Here is a 21451-nt window from a genome sequence, read left to right on the forward strand (position 1 = left end):
TCGATCACCAGGCTGATCGTGCGCGGTCGCGCTCTCTGTCGATCAGGCGCTGCAGCTCGGCTGCTATCCGGCCGGTGGCGGCGGGGTCGACTATCACGCGCTCGCCTTCGCTGATCAGGTACCGGCCGTCGCCGGTGTAGTCGATGAGCTGCAGCGTCGTGCCGCCTTCCTGCCAGCCGTCGAGCGCTGGACCGGTGTCCACGCGAAATTCCGCGTAGGTGCGGAACGGGCGGTTGAGAAACGCCCTCGCCTGTTCGCCGGGGGAGCGGCGGCGGGCGTAGGGATCCGGGTCGGCGGTGAGGTCGTCGCGGTGGACGTTGATGCCCGGCCGGGTTCCCGGCGAGACGGTGGGCAGCACCCCGATCAGGCGCTGGGTTATCGCATGGGCGGGACGCAGGTAGACGAGGATGTTGCCGCCGGTGCCGTATTTTTCGCCGGGAATCTGTGCGGCCACCACACCGTTGGTGGACTCCGTTGTGGCGCAGGCGCGGATCATCCGCTTGCGGCCGTCGAAGCGGTGGCCGAATAGTTCGACGCGGATTTCGGGGTGCGCCACCGCGTGCAAGGCGTGGTAGAGGGATTCGTCGGAGCCCATTTTGGCGATCAGCGTATCCGCGGCGTGACGGCACTGCTGGTCGAACTCGACCTGTGTTTCGACGCCCGCGGTGAAGGTCAGTGGCCAGGGCATACGGTCGCGGCCGAGAGTTTCCCAGGCGATCCAGAACTCGAACGGCGTGAGCTCCCAGCTGTCGGTCATGCCTCGTCGCCGATCACCGGCGGGACGTGCAGGCGGTCGGGGCCGAGCAGTTCTTCGTGGACGCCGCGCAGATAGTCGGGGATCTCGTGCTGGTCTTCGTCGTCCTTGCCGCCGCCGCGTGCGCCGGGCGCGCCCATTCCGCCCATACCTGTGCGACCCGATGTTGCGCCGGTGCCCGCCGCCGCACCCGCGCCCAGCCCCGCGCCCTGCTTCTGGCCCGCGCTGCCGGGGACCGCGGCGCCCAGCGCTCCCGCACCGGCGCCGGCACCCCCGCCCGCGCCCGCGCCGCCCCCGCCCGCGCCCGCGCCGCCACCGCCCGCGCCGAGGCCTGAGCCCAGGCCGCTCGGGTTGACGCTCGCGGGATTGGTGGAGGCTGGGTTCGGACCGGTAGGCGTTGTCGCCGCGGGTGTCTCGGGGGCTGCCGAGGTGGGGTTCGTGGCGTCTGCGCTGCCGTCGCCCGTGGTGTCGTCATCGGTACCCGGATCGGCGGCGGCGGGGTCTTCGGGCGTGGCGGCGGCCGGGTCGGTGTTCGGGTTGTTGCCGTTGACGCCGTTCCCGCTCGGTTTGTCGGTGGTAGCGCCCGGCCTGTCCCCGTTGGTATCGCCATTCGGCTTGCCGGACTGAGGTTTCGCCGGTTGCGGAACCTTCGGAACATGGGTGTCGGCCTGTTCGGCGACGGGCTTGTACACGGTGGTCATCACTTGGCGGGCCGCGTCCTGGGCGGCTTCGGCTCGACCGGCGCTGGCGCTGTCGATGAAGTAGCCGACTCCCGGGTCGAGGTAGGACACAACAGTTCCCAGAATCGTTTCGCCCTGGTCGTCGGACTCGTGCGGCACCGAGTACTTCACCTGCTGGAAACCGGAACGGGCCTCGGTCATCTTGTTCGCGATCAACCGTGCGGCCTGCTCGACCTTGTTGATCTCGGTGAGATAGTTTTCGGTGCTCGCCAATGCTTGACTCGCCGCACTACCGGACCAACCGCGCTGCATTTCGTTGTGGATATTGTCCCGGAAAGCAGTCGCCTTGTCCCTCGTATTGTCCGCGAGGGCGGTCCAGCCATCGATGCTCGTGCTCATCTGGACGACGTCGACAGAGTTGACGAACTGCATGATACGAGAATGGGGCATGTCGACGAACGACTCCATCACCGGGGGAACCACCTGCGGGGCGAACTCGCCGGAGAACCCGGAGGCGAGTGCCTGGTTGTCGCTGTAGATCTGCGTCCGCTCTTTGTTTCCGTCCGCTTGCGCATCCAGTTCCGACTGTGTGGGCGCGATGTCGGAGTCGAACAGGGAACCCACCCGTTCGGTGACCGTTTCCGCGAAAGTCGACGTATTGGAAATGCCGGCGAGGAAGTCTCCGAACGACATGTGATCCCCCTGTGTCAGTCGAGCTTGTTCGTCTGCTGCTTGATGGCCAGCTGGGTGGCTTCGTCGCAGTTCCTGTAGGCGGCGCCGGCCTTTCGGTACATGTCCGCCATGGCGGTGAGAATTTCTTGGTGCTTGGCGATGGCGTCAGTGTAGGAGCCACTTCCTGCACCGCCCTGTGCGAGCTGGAAAAACTTGTCGCCGAGCTTGTTCGCCGAATTCAGGTCACCGAAGGAATCGACGAAAACCATACGTTGGGCGCGTCGGGCCAGAACGTCGAGTTCGGCGCTGTGTGCGTCGCACCAGCCCGCGCATCGTTCAGCCGCGCCATCCTCGATTATCAACCGGCCTGCGGAGGCCTCGCCTGCCAGCCTCTGGAACTCTTTGGCTGTTTCATTCACATCTGCCATCGTGGTGGGCCCTCTGGTTTTCCGTCTGTGCTATTTCGGAAATGTTGCGATAAAGTGTGGCGCTGCATTGTTCACGACTACGCACGGATCTGTGGTCGACTTGCTGCTCGAAGCCCTACTGGATTGCAGAGTGATCGTCCCTCGGCTCGATTCGAATGCAAGCCCACACTCCTCGGGAGGCGAGGTCTCTCCGATGAGATACTGCACACCTTTTCTGTCTTCTATTGCGACGTCTTGGAAATCATGTAGGAGCCGGTTGTCGCGGAATTCATCCATCGTATTCGTTGTCGAGAACAGATCGATGAAGAATTCGCCTGCTCGCCAACCGCATCCCTTCCAATCCGCCCTCGGTACCGAGAACGGGTTGTCGTCCTTGGACGCAGGATCAGCCCCCGCGGCGATCAACACACTGTCGGGCACCGTGCACGGATCGAACAGCTGCTCCTTGGCCGGCGGAGCCCCACTCGCCTCGGGCTGTCCGTCGACCGCATCCGAGCATCCGGCGAGTGCGAGCACAGCGCACATCCCCGCGGCAAAGCCAACCAGTCGCATCGTCTCTCCTTGTTCGCACACAACCACTCGATGTCTAGGACGCGCGACCGGCCGCTTCGGTTCCATCCAGGTGGAAGATCAGCCGGGGACGTTGGCTCCGTAGCCGAGGTCGCGCAGGGCGGCCTTGATTTTCGCCTGGGCTTCGTCGAGGGATTCGGGGGTGGGTTCGGGGTCGGCGGTGGAGATGTCGAAGTCGCCCATGGTGTAGGCAGGGAAGACGTGGGTGTGCAGGTGGGGGACCTCGAGGCCGGCGATGAGCAGGCCGGCGCGGGGGGCGTCGAAGGCGGCGCGGACGGCCTGGCCGACCTTCTGGGCGACGCCGGTGAGGCGTGCCATCACGGCGGGGTCGACGTCTTGCCACTGGTCGATCTCCGCGCGCGGAACGACGAGGGTGTGGCCCTGGGTGACGGGGGCGATCGTGAGGAATCCGACGAATTCGTCGTCCTCCCATACGAATCGGCCCGGAATCTGTCCTGCGATGATCGCGCTGAAAACGGATGCCATGCAGCCGAGCCTAAACGTTGCGGCCGGGCGGCCGACCCGGGTGCGGGTTCAGATGGCGACGAAATGAGAGAGGATGCCCTGGACTTCGTAGATGTCGACTTGACGGTTGAAGCGCTGCCTGATCGGTTCGTTGTCGCTGCCGATCCAGATGTCGAGCTCGGCGTCGAGGTCGAAGGTGCCCGCGGTTTCCACGGAGAAGTGGGTGATGGAGCGGTAGGGGATGCTGTGATAGCTCACCTTGCGGCCGGTGACGCCCTGTTTGTCGATGAGGATCAGGCGGCGGTTGGTGAACAGCATCGCGTCGCGGACCAGCAGGAACGCGGCGTAGACCTGTTCGCCCTGACCGAACAGTTTCGCGTATTCCTGCTGGGCGGCGGCCGGATCTATGCGACCGGCGTTGCCCATCATTCCGTCGAGCAGGCCCATGTTGTGCTCCTATCACGCGAGGTGCCGACAGGCGAAGTGCTGGATCTCCACAACCAGTGTCCCCCAAAAGGACTCGCTGCGGGGGTCGTCGGCCTGACGATCCGGTTGCCGGGTGCTGAACTCGCGCACGGTGGCGTCGGCACTGGTACCGCCGCCACCCGCGAGGGCGGGCGCCGCGGCCCGGATCGGCAAGTTCGGCCTCGGTACCAGGGGAAGCGATCCTCGACAGGCGAATCGCGTACCGGCGTCGCGCGTGCGCGGTGCGCGGTCAGGGGCGTGCGAAGTGCGTGCGACGTGCGCGACTAATCTGGTCGCGTGCGCGTACTCGTCATCGGTTCCGGAGCCCGTGAACATGCCCTCGTCCTGGCGCTGCGCCGGGATCCGTCCGTGACGGCGGTGATCGCGGCCCCGGGCAACCCCGGCATCGGCCAGCACGCCGAACTCCGCCCGGTCGATCCCACCTCCGCCGAGGACGTCGCGGCCCTGGCCGGCGAGGTGGCCGCCGACCTGGTGGTGATCGGCCCCGAGGTGCCGCTGGTGCTCGGTGTCGCCGACGTGGTGCGCGCGGCCGGGTTCCCGGTGTTCGGCCCCTCGGCCGACGCCGCGCGGATCGAGGGGTCCAAAGCGTTCGCGAAGGACGTGATGGCAGCGGCGGGGGTACGCACCGCGCACAGTGAGATCGTCGACACGCCGGCCGAGCTCGATGCCGCGCTGGACCGCTTCGGCCCGACCTGGGTGGTCAAGGACGACGGGCTCGCCGCGGGCAAAGGCGTGGTGGTGACCACCGACCGGCGAGCGGCCCGCGATCACGGTGCCGAACTGCTCGAGCAGGGCCACCCGGTGCTGCTCGAATCGTTCCTCGACGGTCCCGAAGTGTCCCTGTTCTGCCTGGTGGACGGCGAAACTGTGGTGCCGCTGCTGCCCGCGCAGGACCACAAGCGGGTCGGCGACGGCGATTCCGGCCCGAACACCGGCGGCATGGGCGCCTACACCCCGCTGCCGTGGCTGCCCGCGGAAGCGCTCACCGAGATCGTCGAAGACGTGGTGAAACCTGTTGCGGCCGAACTCGTTCGCCGCGGCAACCCGTTCTCCGGGTTGCTCTACGCCGGTCTCGCGATGGGCTCGAACGGGCCCGCCGTCGTCGAATTCAACTGCCGCTTCGGTGACCCGGAGACCCAGGCCGTGCTGGCCCTGCTCGACAGCCCTTTCGCCGAACTGCTGCACGCCACCGCCACCGGTCGCCTCGCCGAGGTGGAGCCGCCACGCTGGAAGGACGGCTCCGCGATCACGGTCGTGCTGGCCGCGGAGAACTACCCGGCCCGGCCGCGCACCGGCGACGTGATCACCGGCGCCGACGACACCGCGCTGGGCGGCGAGACCCTGGTGCTGCACGCCGGTACGGCCCAGCGCGAGGACCGGGCACTGGTCTCCGCGGGTGGGCGGGTGCTCAATGTGGTGGGCGTCGGCACCGATCTGGCGCAGGCCCGCGAGCGGGCTTATGCGCGCCTGGCCGGAATCAAGTTGACCGGCAGCCACTTCCGGACCGATATCGGCACCACCGACGTCACCATCCCGCAGCGGAACGTGGCAGCGGAGTAGTACTCGGCGATGGTGATCAGCGGCCGATGGCGCTGGTCACCGTTCACCGAAGTTCGCTCTGGGGCTGCGGCGGGTGCTGTTCGAGGCTTCGTCGGCCGGTCGAGGTCAATTCAGCTGTAGTCCGTGCAACGCCAGCCAGACCTGCGGGTCCACGTGCTGACCGTTCTGCATGATCTCGAAATGCAGATGCGGGCCGGTGGAGTCGCCGCGGTTGCCGATGCGGGCGATCTGCATGCCGGCGGGCACCCGTTCGCCCTGGGAGACGACGAAGTCGTACATGTGGCCGTAGATGCTGATGGTGCCGTCGTCGTGGCGGATGCGGACCCAGAGGCCGAAGCCCTGAGCCGGGCCCGCCTCCACGACGGTGCCGTCGGCGACGGCGTAGATCGGGCTGCCGATCGGGCCCGCGATGTCGATGCCGCGGTGCATGGTGCCCCAGCGGGAGCCGAAACCCGAGGTGAACGCGCCCTTGGCGGGCAGGCTGAAACCGCCGCCGGAGGGGGTGCCGCCCGGCACCATCGCCCCGGGCACCACGGGCGCCCGCTCACCCATCCACGGCTGCCATTCCCCCGATGACGCGGCCGCCGCCTCGGCTTTGGCCCGTGCGAGAGTGGCGCGTGCCGCGGCGGCGACCACCGCGGCCTCGCGACGCTTCTCGCCGCGGGCGATGGCATCGAGCAGGCGGCGCGCCGACTGTGGGTTCGGCTGGATCTGCGGGGGATAGGCGATCGCCACACGCTGCGCCTCACCCGGTGCGAGCGGACGATCGGCGACCGCACGGTTGACCTGTCCGTCGGCGGCGACACAGATCGCCACCACCGCGACCCCGGCGATCAGCACCCGGCGTTCGATGAGGACTTCACGCACCCGCTCGCTGCTCGGCCTGCGCGCCCACAACTGCTTCACCTGCGCGGTAGGACGCTGCCAGAACACCTTGCGCACGTCACCACTGCGCAGTTCCCCCGCGAGCTCACCGACCAGCGGATACCTGGCCGCCCAGTCGGTGAGCCGATCACGGGTGCCGCCTTTCGCGGGCAATTGCGCCCGCCAGTCGGCCTGCAGAATCCGGCCATTGACGCTGACAGCCCTACGCCTACCCGCATCCCCGTCGGCTTGCGTGCTTTCCGTGTCCCTGTTGGTTCGTGTGCTTTCCGCATCGCCGTCGGCTTGCGTGCTTTCCGCATCCCCGTTGGCTCGCGAGCCTTCAGCATCGCCCTCGGCTCGCATCGTCTCGTTCTGTGACGTCTCCACCTGCGCCGACTCGCTCGCCCCGCCCTCGCCAGGGTCGAGCGCACCCCCGCCGACGACCTCCTCGGCCGCATCCGTCCGCTTCATTCCGTCCCCGCCCCCATGCGCCGCCTCCGACGTGGCGTGTGCGGTGACGTCGGTGGCTGCGTATTCGCTGTCGGAGCCATTGTGCCGACCATATCTGTGCAGGCGCGCAATCGGGTGCTCTACCGTCTCTCGGGTGTCCAGAGAATCACGCCGGTCGGCCATCGCCCCTTTCTACGTCATGGATGTGTGGAAAGCGGCAGCTGAACGGGCCAGGTCGCACGGGGATGTGCTGGTCCTGGCCGCGGGCCAGCCCTCGACGCAGGCTCCGGCGCCGGTGTTGCGGGCGGCTGCGGCGGCGATGGAGCACGAATTGCTCGGCTACACCGAGACATTCGGCATTCTGCCGCTGCGCGAGGCGATCGCGGGGCATCACAGCGAGACCTACGGCTACGACGTGCACCCGGACGAGGTGGTGGTGACCACCGGCTCCTCGGGGGCGTTCACGCTGATCTTCCTGGCCGCCTTCGATCCGGGCGACACCGTGGTGGTGGCGCGGCCGGGTTACCCCGCCTACCGCAACACCCTCACCGCGCTGGGCTGCCGGGTGGTCGAACTCGACTGTGGACCGCAGACCCGGTTCCAGCCCACGGTCGCGATGCTCGAGGCGTTGCCGGAGCCGCCGGCGGGCCTGGTGGTGGCCAGCCCGGCCAATCCGACCGGCACCATGATAGATCCGGCCGAACTCGCCGCGCTGGCCCGCTGGTGCGAGGCCAAGGGCACCCTGTTGATCTCCGACGAGATCTACCACGGCATCACCTACGCGGGCGCGAGTACGCCGACCTCCTCGGCGTGGGAGTTCTCCCGCGAGTCGGTGGTGATCGGCTCGGTGTCGAAGTATTTCTCGATGACGGGGTGGCGGTTGGGCTGGATGCTGGCACCGGCCGATCTGCGGCCGGCGCTGCAGCGGTTGGCCTCGAACATGACGGTGTGCCCGCCTGCCATTTCCCAGTACGCGGCGGTGCACGCGTTCGGTGCGGAAGCCAAGGATGAACTGGACGGGCATGTGCGCCGGTACGCGCGGAACCGGGCCCTGTTGCTGGAGCGGCTGCCCGCGCTCGGCCTCACCGACCTGGCCCCGGCCGACGGCGCGTTCTACGCCTACGCCGAAATCGGTCACCTGACCAATGATGCGCGGGCCTGGTGCGCCGAAGTGCTGGCCGAAACCGGCGTCGCGCTGGCACCGGGTCTGGACTTCGACACCGTTAATGGCGACCGAACAGTACGTTTTTCCTTCGCCGGTGCCACCGACGACATTTCCGCAGCGCTGGACCGGTTGGGGCGGTTTCTCCGACCCTGAACTGGACAACTGTCAACAGTGATGTGCAACAACAACTTTGCCTAGTACGACCACATCCGAGCCGGGATGCGGTAAAACTCAGTTATCCCTGATTCCCAGCGTTTCCCCGATGACGATTGCGCACGGTTGAACTGATGATGACTGGCACGATGGCACGGTGACCACCGCGACAACTCCGAAAGGCGAGCGACGTCGCCAAGCTCTGGTGGCGGCGGCGGCTGAACTGTTGCTCGAGGGCGGCTTCGACGCCGTGCGACATCGTTCGGTGGCCTCGCGAGCCGATCTTCCGCTCGCGTCGACCACCTACTACTTCGAATCACTGGAAGACCTGATCGCGCGTGCCGTGGAGTTCAGCGGCGCGATCGAACTCGACGCGATGCGGCGCCGGGTCGGCGAGGTCAGCCATCGCAGGCGCGGCACCGAAGCCACCGTCGATCTCGTGCTCGACCTACTGGTGGGCCCCGACGACGGTGACCTCGACGCGCGCGGACAGCTGATCGCCCGCTACGAACGCTCCGTCGCCTCGGCCCGTCACCCCGAGTTACGCGAGGTCCAGCTACGACTACGTACGCAGCTGGAAGAACTGCTCGCCGATGTGCTGCGCCGCTCCGATCGAGTGGTGCGCCCCGAGCAGTTGCGCAGGTTGGTGGCCGTCGTCGACGGCGCCGTGGTGGCCGCGTTGATCGAGGGACACCCCGAACCGCGCCGCCCCGCCCGGGCCGGTCTGCTCGAGATGATCGACATCGTGGCCCCGCCCGTGGTGCCCAACATGATGCCCCAGCAGGCCGAACGGGTCCGGCAACTAGACTGAGCGCTCGTGAGCCTCGTCCCGAATGTCCTCGCCACCCGATACGCCAGCCCGGAGCTCGTCGCGCTCTGGTCGCCCGAGAACAAGATCGTGCTCGAGCGCAAACTGTGGCTCGAGGTGCTGCGCGCGCAGTCGCAGCTCGGGATCGACGTCCCCGCGGGGGTCGTCGAGGACTACGAGCGCGTCGTTGACCAGGTGGACCTGGCCTCGATCGCCGAGCGTGAGCGGGTCACCCGCCACGACGTGAAGGCGCGGATCGAGGAATTCAACGCCCTGGCCGGGCACGAACACGTGCACAAGGGCATGACAAGCCGCGACCTCACCGAAAACGTGGAGCAGTTGCAGATCCGGCTCTCCCTCGAGCACGTCTACGACCACGGTGTCGCCGTCGCGGCTCGGCTGGCCGAACGGGCCGCCGAGTACCAGACACTGGTGATGGCCGGTCGCTCGCACAATGTCGCCGCGCAGGCCACCACGCTGGGCAAGCGTTTCGCCTCCGCCGCCGACGAGGTGCTGGTCGCGCTCACCCGGGTGCGGGAACTGATCGACCGCTACCCGCTGCGCGGCATCAAGGGCCCGATGGGCACCGCCCAGGACATGCTCGACCTGCTCGACGGTGACGCGGGCAAGCTCGCCGCCCTCGAGCAGCAGGTGGCCACCCACCTCGGCTTCCGGAACGTGTTCACCAGCGTGGGTCAGGTGTACCCGCGGTCGCTGGATCACGACGTGCTCTCGGCGCTGGTGCAGCTGGGCGCCGGGCCGTCGTCGTTCGCGCACACCATCCGGCTGATGGCCGGCCACGAGCTGGTCACCGAGGGTTTCCAGCCCGGCCAGGTGGGTTCGTCGGCGATGCCGCACAAGATGAACACCCGCTCCTGTGAGCGCGTCAACGGCCTGCAGGTGGTGCTGCGCGGGTACGGCTCGATGGCCGCCGAACTGGCCGGTGCGCAGTGGAACGAGGGCGACGTGTTCTGCTCGGTGGTGCGCCGGGTGGCGCTGCCCGACGCGTTCTTCGCCATCGACGGGCAGACCGAGACCTTCCTGACCGTGCTCGCCGAATTCGGCGCCTACCCGGCGGTGGTGGCGCGCGAGCTCGACCGGTACCTGCCCTTCCTGGCCACCACCCGCATCCTGATGGCTGCGGTGCGCGCCGGAGTCGGGCGCGAGACGGCGCACGAGGTCATCAAGGAGCACGCGGTGGCGGTGGCGCTGGCCATGCGCGAGCAGGGCCGCGAACCCGACCTGCTCGACCGGCTCGCCGCCGACGCGCGGATGCCGCTGGACCGGGCCGGGCTCGACGCCGCCCTGGCCGACAAGTCGGCGTTCATCGGTGCGGCCGCGGACCAGGTGTCCGAGGTGATCGCGCAGGTGCAGAAGCTGGTGGAGGCCAACCCGGCGGCTGCGCGCTACACGCCGTCGCCGATTCTGTAGGCAGTCTCCGAACGGTTTGCGGCCCGCCTCGATTCTGGACTGACGGAGCGAAGGAGCGCAGCGACTGAGCGGAGGAGGGAAGAATCGAGGCCCGTCAGGGCCGCGAACCTGCGGCGCCGGCCGCAAGAGGACACTGTGAATCCGTACACGATCTTTGCCGACATCATCGCTGGGCAGGCTCCATCCTCGAAGGTTTTCGAGGACGATGATGTGCTCGCCTTCATGGATATTCGTCCTGTGACGCCAGGGCATGTGCTCGTGGTGCCCAAAGCTGCCGCGCCGAGCCTGGCCGATCTCGATCCCGCCCTGGGCGGCAAGCTCTTTCAGGTCGGGCAGCAGATCGCGGCGGCCTTGCGCAGCAGTGAGGTCGCCGCCGACGGGGTGAATTTCTTTCTCGCCGACGGGGTCACGGCCGGGCAGGAAGTGTTCCATGTGCACCTGCACGTGATTCCGCGCAGGCCCGGTGACGGCTTCGGCTTGCGGGCCCGGCCCACTTCACCGGCGCGCGCCGATCTCGACTATCTGGCCGGCTCCATTCGCGGCGCGCTCACCCGCTGACCTGCGGTTCGGACGAACCGGTCATTGCGTACCGGTAAGTTTGCTGAAGAAACGCTCGACACGTCGAATGTTCTCCATTCGCTCGCCCATGGGTTACCTTGGACTGTCATTGGCATGCGGTTATGGAGGGTGGGACGTGCGTCGTACAGGTGTTGCTGCTGCAGTGCTGGCTGTTGCCATCGCGTTGATCGGTCCGGCGGTCGTGCACCCCGCCTCCGCGTCGGCCGCCCAGATCGTCGGGTCCGCCGAGTTGAGCCCCACCCGCACGGCCATCACGGTCACCTCGCCCGCGATGGGCCGCAATGTCGACCTGCAGGTGCTCCACCCGGCGGGCGGCGGGCCGCGCGGCACCTACTACCTGCTCGACGGCCTCGATCCCGGCATCGGCCAGAGCACCTGGACCAACGCCACCGACGCCGAAGCCTTCTTCCGTGGCAAGCACGTGAACGTGGTGCTGCCGATGGGCGGCCAGGCCAGCTACTACACCGACTGGATCACCGACGACCCGCGTTTCGGCCGGTACAAGTGGGAAACCTTCCTCACCCGGGAACTGCCCGGCCTGATCGACAGCCGGTTCAACGGCAACGGTGTGAACGGCATCGGCGGGCTGTCGATGGGCGGCAACGCGGCCTACATCCTCGCCGCGCGCAATCCCGGCCTCTACCGGGCCGTGGCCGGCTACAGCGCCTGCCCCGACACCGCGATGGCCGCCTCGGCGATCATGTTCTCCATCGCCAACCGGGGCGGCAACCCGGTCAACATGTGGGGCGCGCCCGGCAGTCCCGAGTGGGCGGCGCACGATCCGGCGCTGATGGTGGAGGGTTTGCGCGGCAAGGCGCTGTACATGTCCACCGGAACCGGTATCCCCGGACCGCACGAGGCCGAACTCAAGCCGCAGCTGGCCGAGAACATTTTCCTCGGCGGCCCGATCGAACTCGGTGTCAACACCTGCATGGTGGCCTTCGACCAGCGCCTGCGTGCCGCGGGAATCGGCGCGAAGATCGACTACCACCCCGTCGGCACCCATTCCTGGTCCTACTGGCAGGACGCGCTGCACCACTCCTGGCCCGTGATCGGGCCCGCCTTGGGGGCCTGACCGAACCAGCGCACACGGCCCGGCTCGACGGCTCAACAGCCCGAGCCGGGCCGCGCTGCGTTGCCGCACTCCTGAGCCGGGCCGCATCGGCCGACCGCCCACCGCCGAGTTGGCGGGCCGGCCCGGGGTGCTGCGACTACGGTGGACGCATGGCTGGCGAGAATCAGACGGGGTCGGCGCCGATCGCGAAGAAGGTGCCCTTCGAACGGGTGCATCATGGCGACACGTTCGTCGACGAGTACGAGTGGCTGCGGGACAAGGACGATCCCGAGGTCATCGCCTACCTGGAGGCCGAGAACGCCTTCACCGAGGCGCGCACCGACCAGTTGCAACCGTTGCGGGACAAGATCTTCGACGAGATCAAGGCGCGCACCCAGGAGACCGATCTGTCGGTGCCGACGCGGCTGGGGGAGTACTGGTACTACTCGCGCAGCTTCGAGGGCAAGCAGTACGGCGTGCACTGCCGGTGCCCGATCGACGCGAAGGCCGAGGGCATCGACGCCTGGACTCCGCCGCAGCTCGAAGTGGGTACTGCGGGGTTGTCGGCGGGCCCGGAGGCGGTAGCGGAGCGTGACCACGCAGGGCCCTCGGCAACCTCGCAATTCGGCGCTGCGATCGACGGCGAGCAGGTGCTGCTGGACAGCAATGTGCTGGCCGAGGGGTTGGACTTCTTCGCACTCGGCGCGTTCTCGCTGAGCCACGACGGCAACCTGCTGGCCTATTCGGTCGACAGCACCGGCGACGAGCGCTACACCCTGCGGATCAAGGACCTGCGCACCGGTGAGCTGCTGCCCGACGAGGTGGCGGGCGTCGCGCCGGGGGCGACCTGGTCGCTGGACGGCACGCACATCTTCTATCAGACGGTCGACGAATCCTGGCGCCCCGACACCGTGTGGCGCCACCGCGTGGGCGCCGGTGCCGGCGACGACGTGCGGGTGTTCCACGAGCCCGACGAGCGCTACTGGGTGAGCGTCGGCGCGACCCGCTCCGAGAAGTACCTGATGATCTGGCTCGGCTCCAAGATCACCACCGAGGGCTGGGTGCTCGAATCCGACAACCCCGAGGGCGAGTTCCGGGTGCTGCTGCCGCGCCGTGAGGGTGTGGAGTACTCGGCCGAGCACGCGGTGATCGCCGGTGCGGACCGTTTCCTGATCCTGCACAACGACGTGCTCGACGGGGTGAAGGCGGAGAACTTCGTCCTCGCCGAGGCCCCGGCCGACGACCCGTCGAACATGACCACGTTGATCGGGCACCGTGAGGACGTGCGGCTAGAGGACATCGACGCCTTCGCCAACTACCTGGTGCTCAGCTACCGTCGCGACGCGCTGCCCCGCCTCGCGGTCTGGCCGCTCACCCCCGCCGGCTACGGCGAGCTGACCGAACTCGACTTCGGGCTCGAATTGTTCTCCGCCGGTGCCGGTTCGAGCCCCGAGTGGGAGCAGCCGACGTTGCGGGTGGGCGTGACCTCGTTCATCACCCCCATGCAGGTGTTCGACTACGTGCCCGCCACCGGCGAACTGCTGCTGCGCAAGGAGCAGCCGGTGCTGGGCGGCTACGACCCCGGCGAGTACGAGCAGCACCGGGATTGGGCCCTCGCCTCCGACGGCACCCGGATTCCGATCTCGCTGATCCAGCGTCGTGGTCTGCCGCCGGGCCCGAAGCCGATGCTGCTCTACGGGTACGGCTCCTACGAGGCCAGCATCGACCCGTCGTTCTCGGTGTCACGGTTGTCGCTGCTCGATCGCGGCATGGTGTTCGCGGTGGCGCACGTGCGCGGCGGTGGCGAGATGGGCCGGCTCTGGTACGAACACGGCAAGACCTTGCTGAAGAAGAACACCTTCACCGATTTCGTCTCCGTCGCGAGTCATCTCGTCGACGCGGGCACCACGGCCCCGGACCGGCTGATCGCCGACGGTGGCAGCGCGGGCGGGCTGCTGATGGGCGCGGTCGCCAACCTGGCGCCGGAACTGTTCGCCGGCATTCTCGCCAATGTGCCGTTCGTGGACCCGCTCACCTCCATCCTCGACCCGTCGCTGCCGCTGACGGTGATCGAATGGGACGAGTGGGGAAACCCGTTGGCCGACAAGGACGTATACGAGTACATGAAGTCGTACTCGCCGTACGAGAACGTCGAAGCCAAGGACTACCCGCCGATCCTGGCGATCACCAGCCTCAACGACACCCGGGTGCTCTACGTGGAGCCGGCAAAATGGGTCGCCAAGCTGCGCGCCACCAAGACCGGTGACAACGAGGTGCTGCTCAAGACCGAAATGAGCGCGGGGCACGGTGGCGTGAGCGGGCGCTACGAGAAGTGGAAGGAAGTCGCCTTCGAGTACGCCTGGGTCCTCGACCGGGTAGGACTCGCCGACGCCTGATCGGTGCCGGGGCCCGCACCCGGCGTGACCTGCCGGGACGCCGCGTGCCGGCCGTGGCCGGTCGCGGCGCAGCAGCAGCGCGGGCGCATCACCGACACCTTCCTCGAGGCGCAGGCGAAGTGCGATCGCGGTAGCGCACCGGTGGTGGTGCGGAGTCGGCCGGAATTCGTCGGGGCGTCATGTGCGCAGCACACTGGTGTCACCTCGGAGTGTCATCGTGAGGTGCATGAACGCTGAGTTGATCGTGTCGGTGTCGGGGATCCGGGATACCACGCGCGACGCGGCGATCGAGTTCGCCGCGGCGATGGATGACCGGGATGTGCGGCTGTCGCTGCTGGTCGCGCCCAGGCTGAAGGGCAAGTACCGGTTGGTCGAGGATCCGGCGACGCAGTCGTGGCTGCGCGGGCGGCGGCTCGCGGGTGACGCGATCGTGCTGCACGGCTACGACCAGGCGGCCACCAAGACCCGGCGCGCCGAGTTCGCCACCCTGCCCAGGCACGAGGCGACCCTGCGGCTCAAGGCCGCCGACCGGGTGATGGAGCAGGTGGAACTGCGCACCCGGCTGTTCGCCGCGCCGCGCTGGGACGCCTCGTCGGGCGCGCTGGCCGCGCTGCCCGAGGTGGGTTTCCGGCTCGCGCTGGGCCTCACCACGATGCTGGACCTGGAACGCGATATTGCGCAGCGCGCCCGCGTGTACGGCATCGGGGAGGGGTTCCGCGCCGAACCGTGGTGGTGCCGGGCGCTGGTGATGGGCGCCGCACGTACGGCCCGTCGCGGTGGGGTGTTGCGGCTGGCGATCTCGGGCGCGCAATTGCAGCGTCCGGGACCACGTCAGGCGATGCTCGACGCGGTCGACCTGGCGCTCTATCACGGTGCGCGCAGCGACGTGTACCGCTGGGAGCCGTTCTCCGCGGCCAAGGCTGCCTGACGGGTCACCGCCGCGCGCGCGTCGGCGATCGAGCGCGCGGCGGTGGTCAGAACTGCACGGGATCCTCGGGCTGCGCTGGTCCTCGGGCTGCGCTGGGTGCTCGAGCTGCACGGGGTCCTCGAGCTGCGCTGGGTGCTCGAACTTCGGGCCGATCTTCAGAACTGCGCTTGGTCTTCGGGTTCGATGACGCGGAACTCGGTGCCCGCCGGGGCCATCTCGGTGAGCCTGCCGAAGTAGATGCCCTGGGCGGAGGGGTCGACGATGCCGAAATGGATGGGGATCGCGGTGCGTGGATTGACCGCGCGCAAGTAGTCGACGGTGTCCCAGATCCGCATCCACGGAGCCACCGCCGGAATGGCGAGCACCCCCACGGGGACCGGCGGGACCCACAGCGAGTCGCCGGGGTGGACCAGCTGGGCCGGGTCGGTGGCGGTGCCCAGCTGGAAGACCGTGTTGTCGATCACCGGGATCTCGGGGTGGATCACCGCGTGCCGCCCGCCGCCGCCGGTGATCTGCAAGTCCCCGATGTCGAGCACCTGACCGGCCGAAACCGGCTCCCAGCCCTCGCTGCGCTGCTGGGCGGTCTGCGGGTCCGACAGCAGGCGGGCGCCGGGATTGGCCTCGATCAGCTCTTCGATCCGGTTCGGGTCGATGTGGTCGGGGTGCTGGTGGGTCACCGCGATCGCGTCCAGGCCGGTGATGCCTTCGAAACCGTGCGCGAAGGTCCCCGGATCGAACAGGACTTTCGCGCCGTTCAGTTCCACCAGGATGCAGGAATGGCCGAAGTGGGCGATACGCATACGCTCGATGCTAGGCCGCGAACACCCCGGAACGCGGGCACGACGGCCGGGTCAACTAGGATTTCTGCTGTAACCCCCACACCACCTGAGGAGCAACGCGTGGCACGAGTCGTGGTCGAGGTCATGCCGAAGACCGAGATCCTGGACCCCCAGGGGCAGGCCGTCGTCGGCGCGCTCCCGCGTCTGGGATTCGCCGGAATCTCGGATGTGCGGCAGGGCAAGCGATTCGAGCTCGAGGTGGACGAATCGGTCTCCGACGCCCAGCTCGAGCAGATCGCCGAGGCGCTGCTGGCCAATACGGTGATCGAGGACTGGAAGGTCGTTCGAGTCTCGTGAGTGCACGTATCGGCGTTATTACTTTTCCGGGCACGCTCGACGACGTCGACGCGGCGCGGGCGGTGCGGCTGGCCGGTGCCGAGGCCGTGAGCCTGTGGCACGCCGATGCCGACATCAAGGGTGTCGACGCGGTGATCGTGCCCGGCGGCTTCTCCTACGGTGACTACCTGCGCTGCGGCGCCATCGCCCGCTTCGCGCCGGTGATGGGCGAGGTCGTGCGCGCCGCCGGTCAGGGTCTGCCGGTGCTCGGTATCTGCAACGGCTTCCAGGTGCTGTGTGAGGCCGGGCTGCTGCCGGGCGCGCTCACCCGCAACGACGGGCTGCACTTCATCTGCCGCGACGAGTGGCTCACGGTGGCGGCCACCGATACCGCGTGGACCTCCCGCTACGAGTCCGGTGCGCAGATCCTGGTGCCGCTGAAGTCGGGCGAGGGCCGCTTCCAGGCGTCGACCCGGGTGCTCGACGAGCTCGAGGGCGAGGGCCGGGTGGTGTTCCGCTACGCGGGGGACAACCCGAACGGTTCGCAGCGCGGGATCGCCGGCATCTCCTCGGCCAACGGCCGGGTCGTCGGCCTGATGCCGCACCCCGAGCACGCCACCGAAGCCCTGACCGGACCCAGCGACGACGGTCTCGGCATGTTCTTCTCCGTGATCGACAGCTTCGTGAAGGCCTGAGTCAGCTCAGTCGGTCGATGATGTCGAAATCGACGCCATTGGCCTCGGCCAGGAACGCCGGGCCGACGGCCTGATTGCCGAGGAAGCCACGGCGGGTCACCGGGCCGTCGACGGTGACGCCCGTGGCCAGGTTCGTGGTGAGCGTCGCCACGTCCAGGGTGCCGACGGTGTCGGCCAGGGCGCCGAGCAGGTGTATCGCCTCGTAGGTGGCATTGCCGAAGGTGGTGAGCGCGGGGGCGAACCGCCCCTGGTGCGCCCGGTAGCGGCCGCGCCGGTCGCGACCATCCGGTGTGCTGTCGTCGATGAAGAAGCTCGACGCCACATACAGATTCTTGTTGGCCGACAGCCCCGCGCTGAGCAGGATGTTCTCGTCCACCGCCGGACTCAGGCGCGGCAGCAGGTCGGGGAGCCCGGCGGCGCTGAACTGCCGGTTGAAGCGCGCGGTGTCGGCACCGATCATCAGGATCAGGACCGCGTCGGCGAACAACAGGGCCGGATCGTCGAGGAAGTCCCCGAAGTCGGTGGTGCCCAGCGGGACATAGCGTTCGACCACGATGTCGGCGGGGGAGCCGAGGCTGCGGCGCAGGGCGTCGGTGGTGTGTCGCGGCCAGATGTAGTCGTTGCCGATCACGGCCCAGCGGCGGACGCCGAGTTCGCGGGCCATCCACGCGGCGGCGGGCACGGTCTGTCTGCCGGGATGCTCACCGACCATCAGCACCCCGGGGCGTTCGTCGGTCAGGCCCTCGTGGTCGGTGGCGTAGAGGTAGGGCACCCGGCCGCCGACGGCGCGCGCGACCGCCCGGCGTACGGGGGTGGTGTGCCAGCCGGTGATCGCGCCGATCATGCCCGTGGCCATCAGCGCTTCGACTTCGGTGGCCACCTCGTGCGGCGGGCGTCCGCCGTCGATGGTCGTCACCCGGATCTCGCGGCCGAGAATCCCCGCGCCGCTGTTGATTTCGTCGACCGCGAGGGACGTCGCGGCGGTGCACGAGGGGGCGAGGATGCCACAGGGGCCCTGAGTGGGCACGATCGAGACGATGTCGATCGTCTCGGCCCGGCACTCGTCGAACGTGGGCATTCTGTACTCTATCGCCTAGTGCGAGCAGGGATGTTCGAATAGTTTATCGGCAGGTGGGAATGGGATCGGTGTCCATCATAAGTGGCTGTTCCACACTGCACGGCGCCCTGCGCGCGGCAGAACGCAATTGGGTGTGCCTGCTCGGCGCCGCTCTCTCGGCCGACAATCTCACCGACGACCACTGGGCCATCCTGTCCCAGTTGTCCACCGAAGACGGCATCACCATGTCGGAACTGGCCGCCCAGGCGCGGCTGGCGCCCTCCTCGGCCACGCGCCACGCCGACCACCTCGCCGAGCGCGGGCTGATCTTCCGGGTCGCGGCCACCGACGACCGCAGGCGGATCCTGATCGGACTCAGCAGTCTGGGCGCCAAACTGGTGGACCGGATTCGCAGGCAGGAACAGCTCGCCGAGGAAGAACTGCGGGCCGCGCTGGGCATTCGGCGTTACAACGATCTCGTCGCGTCGCTGGCTGTGATCGCCGACCGGTGATACCCCGGAGCCGGCGGCGTCGATGCCCCTAGGATCGCGGGTATGCCGGTTTCTCTGACAGCGGCCACGGCCAGTGGATTGTGCTCTTTCATCGATGCCTCGCCCTCACCGTTTCATGTGTGCGCGACGGTGGCCGCCGAACTGGACGCCAACGGCTTCACCCCGTTGACCGAGGCTCAGTCCTGGGATGACGCGGGTGGCAAACACTATGTGGTGCGCGGCGGTTCGCTGATCGCCTGGGCCGACTACGACGCGGTGCCGGCCGCGCCGTTCCGGGTGGTCGGCGCGCACACCGACAGCCCGAACCTGCGGGTGAAACAACACCCCGACCTGGCGATGGCCGGCTGGCAGCTGGTGGGCCTCGAGCCCTACGGCGGGGCCTGGCTGAACTCGTGGCTCGACCGCGAGCTGGGGCTCTCGGGGCGGCTCAGCGTGCGCGAGGGCGCGCGGATGCGTGATGTGCTCGTGCGGATCGACGAACCGATCCTGCGGGTGCCACAGTTGGCGATCCACCTGTCCGAGGACCGGCGCGGCGTCACCCTCGACCCGCAACGGCACGTCAATGCGATCTGGGGCATCGGGGAGAGCCCGGCGTCGTTCCTGGACTTCGTCGCCGAGCGCGCCGGAGTCGACGGCGCCGACGTGCTCGGCTGGGAACTGATGACCCACGACCTCGCGGCGAGCACCATCGTCGGCCGCGATCTCGACCTGGTGAGCGCGCCGCGCCTCGACAACCAGGGCACTTGCTACGCGGGATTGCAGGGTTTCCTGGCCGCCGCCGACGATCCGAGCGCAGCGACGGCGGTGCTGGTGATGTTCGATCACGAGGAGGTCGGCAGCCAGTCCGATCGCGGTGCGCAGTCGGATCTGCTGCCCACCGTGCTCGAGCGCATCGTGCTCGCCCGCGGCGGTGGCCGCGCGGACTACCTTGCCGCGCTCGCCGGTTCGGTGGTGGCTTCCGGTGACATGGCGCACGCCACGCACCCGAACTACGCCGACCGGCACGAGCCCGCCCACCGGATCGAGGTCGGCGGTGGGCCCGTGCTCAAGGTGAACCAGAATCTGCGTTACGCCACCGACGCGGCGGGTGCGGGCGCGTTCGCCCTGGCCTGCGCGCAGGCACAGGTCCCGCTGCAACGCTATGTGCACCGCGCCGATCTGCCGTGTGGTTCCACCATCGGCCCGATGACGGCGGCGCGCACCGGAATGTCGACGGTCGACGTGGGCGCGCCCCAGCTGGCCATGCACTCGTGCCGGGAAATGATGGGCGCCGCCGACATCCCCGCCTACGCCTCGGCGCTGGCCGCCTTCTTGACCCCGGAAGCACTCGACTGACCTGAGCTGTTGTGCGCGGGGCGGTAGGTGATCACCGCGTACACGATCACCGCGAACGTGCCCCACACGTAGCTGCTGCCCAGGATCTGCTGCCACCACGCCCAGTCCAGTTCCTTGTCCTCGGAATGCGGCAGCAGCCACTGCGGGCCGATGAGGAAGGCCAGCGTGAACAGCGCCACCACAGCGGTGAATCCCCGTGAGCGGCCGCGCACGACCAGGTCGACGGCCACCACCGTCGCCGGCACCACCCACACCCAGTGATGCGACCACGACACCGGCGAAACGAGCAGGATCGCGGCCGCGTTCACCAGCAACGCCGACACCTGGTGGCCCGCGTTGATGAGCCGGTACATCCACACCGCGGCCAGCGCGACGGTGAGCGCCGACAGCGCGATCCAGAGCCCACTCGCCAGCGTTTCGTCCATGCCGAGGCGGTACAGCGTGCCCTTGATCGACTGGTTGCCCGCGAAGTACGGCGTGCCGATGCGGCCGGTGTCGATGATGGTGGTGAACCAGTATTCGACCGAGTCGCGCGGGAACAGCAGGAAACCGACGCCCACCGCGCCCGCGGCCGACACCACCATGGTGGCGGCGGCCTTCCAGTCCCGGCGCAGCAGGAAGTACAGCAGGTAACCGGCGGGGATCAGCTTGATCGAGACGGCGATGCCGATCAGCATGCCGCGCGGCCACCACGGCTTGCGCACCAGGACGTCGAGCACGATCGCGGCCATCAGGATCAGGTTGATCTGGCCGAAATTGAGGGTCTGGCGCACCGGTTCGTAGAACTGCGCCAGGCCGAGTCCGGCGACAACCAGGCTCAGCACGCCGAGCCGGTCCAGCGACGGGCGCACCCGGACCAGCACCAGCCACAACACGATGCCCAGGCTCAGCAGTGAGGTGGCCAGCACCACGACCTCGGCCAGCCCCAGCGGCATCAACGCCAGTGGTACGAAGAACGCGGCGGCCAGCGGCGGGTAGGTGAAGGGCAGGCCGAGGCCCATGACCGGTGGCATCGGCCCGTACAGGTCGCCGCCGTCGAGCCACACCTGCGCACCGTTGCGGTACACCTGCAGATCGATGTAGCCGTCCCACCAGTTCGCCACGAGCGACACCGCCGACGACAGCAACAGGACCCCGACCGCCGCCGCCAGCCAGCGCAGCCGGTGCCGGTCCAGCGCACGGGGTTCCGAGGCCACCGCGGGCTCGGCGGTGGTCGAGTTCGGCTGCGCGTCGCGCGCGGTGGCAGCGGACTCGGCCTGCTCGGCGACCCCCGGTCTTTCGTTCACGGCGTCAG

At 68.5% G+C, this 21451-nt stretch carries 23 protein-coding genes; 12 read left to right on the forward strand and 11 right to left on the reverse strand.

Going from position 1 to position 21451, the window contains the following annotated elements:
• Positions 1-4: 4 nt before the first annotated feature.
• The 7 genes from ACFO5K_RS23945 to ACFO5K_RS23975 form a co-directional block, all read right to left on the reverse strand.
• The gene (locus tag ACFO5K_RS23945; protein WP_378567303.1) at positions 5-757 is read right to left on the reverse strand and encodes an ESX secretion-associated protein EspG; all 753 of its coding nucleotides are present in this window, start codon (positions 755-757) and stop codon (positions 5-7) included.
• A complete protein-coding gene (locus ACFO5K_RS23950) occupies positions 754-2127 on the reverse strand; it encodes a PPE domain-containing protein (protein WP_378567306.1) in 1374 nt (457 codons plus the stop codon). The genes ACFO5K_RS23945 and ACFO5K_RS23950 overlap by 4 nt, the downstream gene beginning before the upstream one ends.
• A gap of 14 nt (positions 2128-2141) precedes the next feature.
• A complete protein-coding gene (locus ACFO5K_RS23955) occupies positions 2142-2525 on the reverse strand; it encodes a hypothetical protein (protein WP_378567309.1) in 384 nt (127 codons plus the stop codon).
• 39 nt (positions 2526-2564) lie between these two features.
• Complete coding sequence (locus tag ACFO5K_RS23960; protein ID WP_378567312.1) at positions 2565-3086, reverse strand: DUF3558 domain-containing protein; 522 nt, start codon at positions 3084-3086, stop codon at positions 2565-2567.
• 78 nt (positions 3087-3164) lie between these two features.
• The gene (locus ACFO5K_RS23965) at positions 3165-3590 is read right to left on the reverse strand and encodes an HIT family protein (protein WP_378567315.1); all 426 of its coding nucleotides are present in this window, start codon (positions 3588-3590) and stop codon (positions 3165-3167) included.
• A gap of 48 nt (positions 3591-3638) precedes the next feature.
• Entirely contained in the window at positions 3639-4016 is a 378-nt protein-coding gene (locus ACFO5K_RS23970) for a PH domain-containing protein (protein WP_378567318.1), read from the reverse strand.
• 12 nt (positions 4017-4028) lie between these two features.
• Positions 4029-4208, reverse strand: a complete 180-nt coding sequence (locus ACFO5K_RS23975) for a hypothetical protein (RefSeq protein WP_378567321.1) — start codon at positions 4206-4208, stop codon at positions 4029-4031.
• Positions 4209-4331: 123 nt separating this feature from the next.
• On the opposite strand from ACFO5K_RS23975, the gene purD reads away from it, so the two are divergent.
• Positions 4332-5615: a phosphoribosylamine--glycine ligase gene (purD, locus tag ACFO5K_RS23980; protein ID WP_378567324.1), complete on the forward strand. Its 1284-nt coding sequence runs from the start codon at positions 4332-4334 to the stop codon at positions 5613-5615.
• A gap of 105 nt (positions 5616-5720) precedes the next feature.
• Here purD and ACFO5K_RS23985 read toward each other — a convergent pair whose 3' ends face one another.
• A complete protein-coding gene (locus ACFO5K_RS23985) occupies positions 5721-6950 on the reverse strand; it encodes a M23 family metallopeptidase (protein WP_378567327.1) in 1230 nt (409 codons plus the stop codon).
• A 178-nt stretch (positions 6951-7128) separates the two neighbouring features.
• Between ACFO5K_RS23985 and ACFO5K_RS23990 the strand changes: the two genes are divergently transcribed.
• The 7 genes from ACFO5K_RS23990 (at position 7129) to ACFO5K_RS24020 (ending at position 15443) form a co-directional block, all read left to right on the forward strand.
• Entirely contained in the window at positions 7129-8247 is a 1119-nt protein-coding gene (locus tag ACFO5K_RS23990) for a pyridoxal phosphate-dependent aminotransferase (protein ID WP_378568297.1), read from the forward strand.
• 157 nt (positions 8248-8404) lie between these two features.
• Positions 8405-9058 (forward strand): TetR/AcrR family transcriptional regulator, encoded by a 654-nt coding sequence (locus tag ACFO5K_RS23995; protein ID WP_378567330.1) that lies wholly within the window; start codon positions 8405-8407, stop codon positions 9056-9058.
• 6 nt (positions 9059-9064) lie between these two features.
• Complete coding sequence (gene purB, locus ACFO5K_RS24000; protein WP_378567333.1) at positions 9065-10486, forward strand: adenylosuccinate lyase; 1422 nt, start codon at positions 9065-9067, stop codon at positions 10484-10486.
• Between the two features lie 135 nt (positions 10487-10621).
• Positions 10622-11044: an HIT family protein gene (locus ACFO5K_RS24005; RefSeq protein ID WP_378567336.1), complete on the forward strand. Its 423-nt coding sequence runs from the start codon at positions 10622-10624 to the stop codon at positions 11042-11044.
• 163 nt (positions 11045-11207) lie between these two features.
• On the forward strand, positions 11208-12140 hold the full coding sequence (locus ACFO5K_RS24010) for an alpha/beta hydrolase (RefSeq protein ID WP_378567339.1): 933 nt from the start codon (positions 11208-11210) through the stop codon (positions 12138-12140).
• A gap of 149 nt (positions 12141-12289) precedes the next feature.
• Positions 12290-14515, forward strand: coding sequence for a S9 family peptidase (locus ACFO5K_RS24015; protein WP_378567342.1), 2226 nt, complete (start codon positions 12290-12292; stop codon positions 14513-14515).
• 226 nt (positions 14516-14741) lie between these two features.
• Positions 14742-15443, forward strand: coding sequence for a DUF2334 domain-containing protein (locus ACFO5K_RS24020; protein WP_378567344.1), 702 nt, complete (start codon positions 14742-14744; stop codon positions 15441-15443).
• A 155-nt stretch (positions 15444-15598) separates the two neighbouring features.
• On the opposite strand, the gene ACFO5K_RS24025 is transcribed toward ACFO5K_RS24020, so the two are convergent.
• Positions 15599-16243, reverse strand: a complete 645-nt coding sequence (locus ACFO5K_RS24025; RefSeq protein ID WP_378567347.1) for an MBL fold metallo-hydrolase — start codon at positions 16241-16243, stop codon at positions 15599-15601.
• Between the two features lie 99 nt (positions 16244-16342).
• On the opposite strand from ACFO5K_RS24025, the gene purS reads away from it, so the two are divergent.
• Both purS and purQ read left to right on the forward strand, forming a co-directional pair.
• A complete protein-coding gene (gene purS, locus ACFO5K_RS24030) occupies positions 16343-16579 on the forward strand; it encodes a phosphoribosylformylglycinamidine synthase subunit PurS (protein ID WP_378567350.1) in 237 nt (78 codons plus the stop codon).
• On the forward strand, positions 16576-17253 hold the full coding sequence (purQ, locus tag ACFO5K_RS24035; RefSeq protein WP_378567353.1) for a phosphoribosylformylglycinamidine synthase subunit PurQ: 678 nt from the start codon (positions 16576-16578) through the stop codon (positions 17251-17253). Before purS ends, purQ begins: the two co-directional genes overlap by 4 nt.
• Position 17254: 1 nt before the next feature.
• Here the strand turns inward: purQ and ACFO5K_RS24040 are convergent, their stop codons facing one another.
• The gene (locus tag ACFO5K_RS24040; protein ID WP_378567356.1) at positions 17255-18331 is read right to left on the reverse strand and encodes a substrate-binding domain-containing protein; all 1077 of its coding nucleotides are present in this window, start codon (positions 18329-18331) and stop codon (positions 17255-17257) included.
• Positions 18332-18390: 59 nt separating this feature from the next.
• Here ACFO5K_RS24040 and ACFO5K_RS24045 point away from each other — a divergent pair, with 59 nt between their 5' ends.
• Both ACFO5K_RS24045 and ACFO5K_RS24050 read left to right on the forward strand, forming a co-directional pair.
• A complete protein-coding gene (locus ACFO5K_RS24045; protein WP_378567359.1) occupies positions 18391-18822 on the forward strand; it encodes a MarR family winged helix-turn-helix transcriptional regulator in 432 nt (143 codons plus the stop codon).
• A 42-nt stretch (positions 18823-18864) separates the two neighbouring features.
• Positions 18865-20157, forward strand: coding sequence for a M18 family aminopeptidase (locus ACFO5K_RS24050; RefSeq protein WP_378567362.1), 1293 nt, complete (start codon positions 18865-18867; stop codon positions 20155-20157).
• Here the strand turns inward: ACFO5K_RS24050 and ACFO5K_RS24055 are convergent.
• Positions 20109-21443: a glycosyltransferase 87 family protein gene (locus tag ACFO5K_RS24055; RefSeq protein WP_378567370.1), complete on the reverse strand. Its 1335-nt coding sequence runs from the start codon at positions 21441-21443 to the stop codon at positions 20109-20111. The two genes, ACFO5K_RS24050 and ACFO5K_RS24055, sit on opposite strands and share 49 nt — an antisense overlap.
• Between the last annotated feature and the right edge of the window lie 8 nt (positions 21444-21451).

It is taken from the genome of Nocardia halotolerans (assembly GCF_042650145.1).
In the GTDB taxonomy this organism is placed as follows: domain Bacteria; phylum Actinomycetota; class Actinomycetes; order Mycobacteriales; family Mycobacteriaceae; genus Nocardia; species Nocardia halotolerans.

Coding starts and splice junctions, on each gene's coding strand:
- ACFO5K_RS23945 (WP_378567303.1), bottom strand. CDS start 757: ATGACCGACAGCTGGGAGCTCACGCCGTTCGAGTTCTGGATCGCCTGG.
- ACFO5K_RS23950 (WP_378567306.1), bottom strand. CDS start 2,127: ATGTCGTTCGGAGACTTCCTCGCCGGCATTTCCAATACGTCGACTTTC.
- ACFO5K_RS23960 (WP_378567312.1), bottom strand. CDS start 3,086: ATGCGACTGGTTGGCTTTGCCGCGGGGATGTGCGCTGTGCTCGCACTC.
- ACFO5K_RS23965 (WP_378567315.1), bottom strand. CDS start 3,590: ATGGCATCCGTTTTCAGCGCGATCATCGCAGGACAGATTCCGGGCCGA.
- ACFO5K_RS23970 (WP_378567318.1), bottom strand. CDS start 4,016: ATGGGCCTGCTCGACGGAATGATGGGCAACGCCGGTCGCATAGATCCG.
- ACFO5K_RS23985 (WP_378567327.1), bottom strand. CDS start 6,950: ATGAAGCGGACGGATGCGGCCGAGGAGGTCGTCGGCGGGGGTGCGCTC.
- ACFO5K_RS23990 (WP_378568297.1), top strand. CDS start 7,129: ATGGATGTGTGGAAAGCGGCAGCTGAACGGGCCAGGTCGCACGGGGAT.
- ACFO5K_RS24015 (WP_378567342.1), top strand. CDS start 12,290: ATGGCTGGCGAGAATCAGACGGGGTCGGCGCCGATCGCGAAGAAGGTG.
- ACFO5K_RS24020 (WP_378567344.1), top strand. CDS start 14,742: ATGAACGCTGAGTTGATCGTGTCGGTGTCGGGGATCCGGGATACCACG.
- ACFO5K_RS24025 (WP_378567347.1), bottom strand. CDS start 16,243: ATGCGTATCGCCCACTTCGGCCATTCCTGCATCCTGGTGGAACTGAAC.
- ACFO5K_RS24040 (WP_378567356.1), bottom strand. CDS start 18,331: ATGCCCACGTTCGACGAGTGCCGGGCCGAGACGATCGACATCGTCTCG.
- ACFO5K_RS24045 (WP_378567359.1), top strand. CDS start 18,391: ATGGGATCGGTGTCCATCATAAGTGGCTGTTCCACACTGCACGGCGCC.
- ACFO5K_RS24050 (WP_378567362.1), top strand. CDS start 18,865: ATGCCGGTTTCTCTGACAGCGGCCACGGCCAGTGGATTGTGCTCTTTC.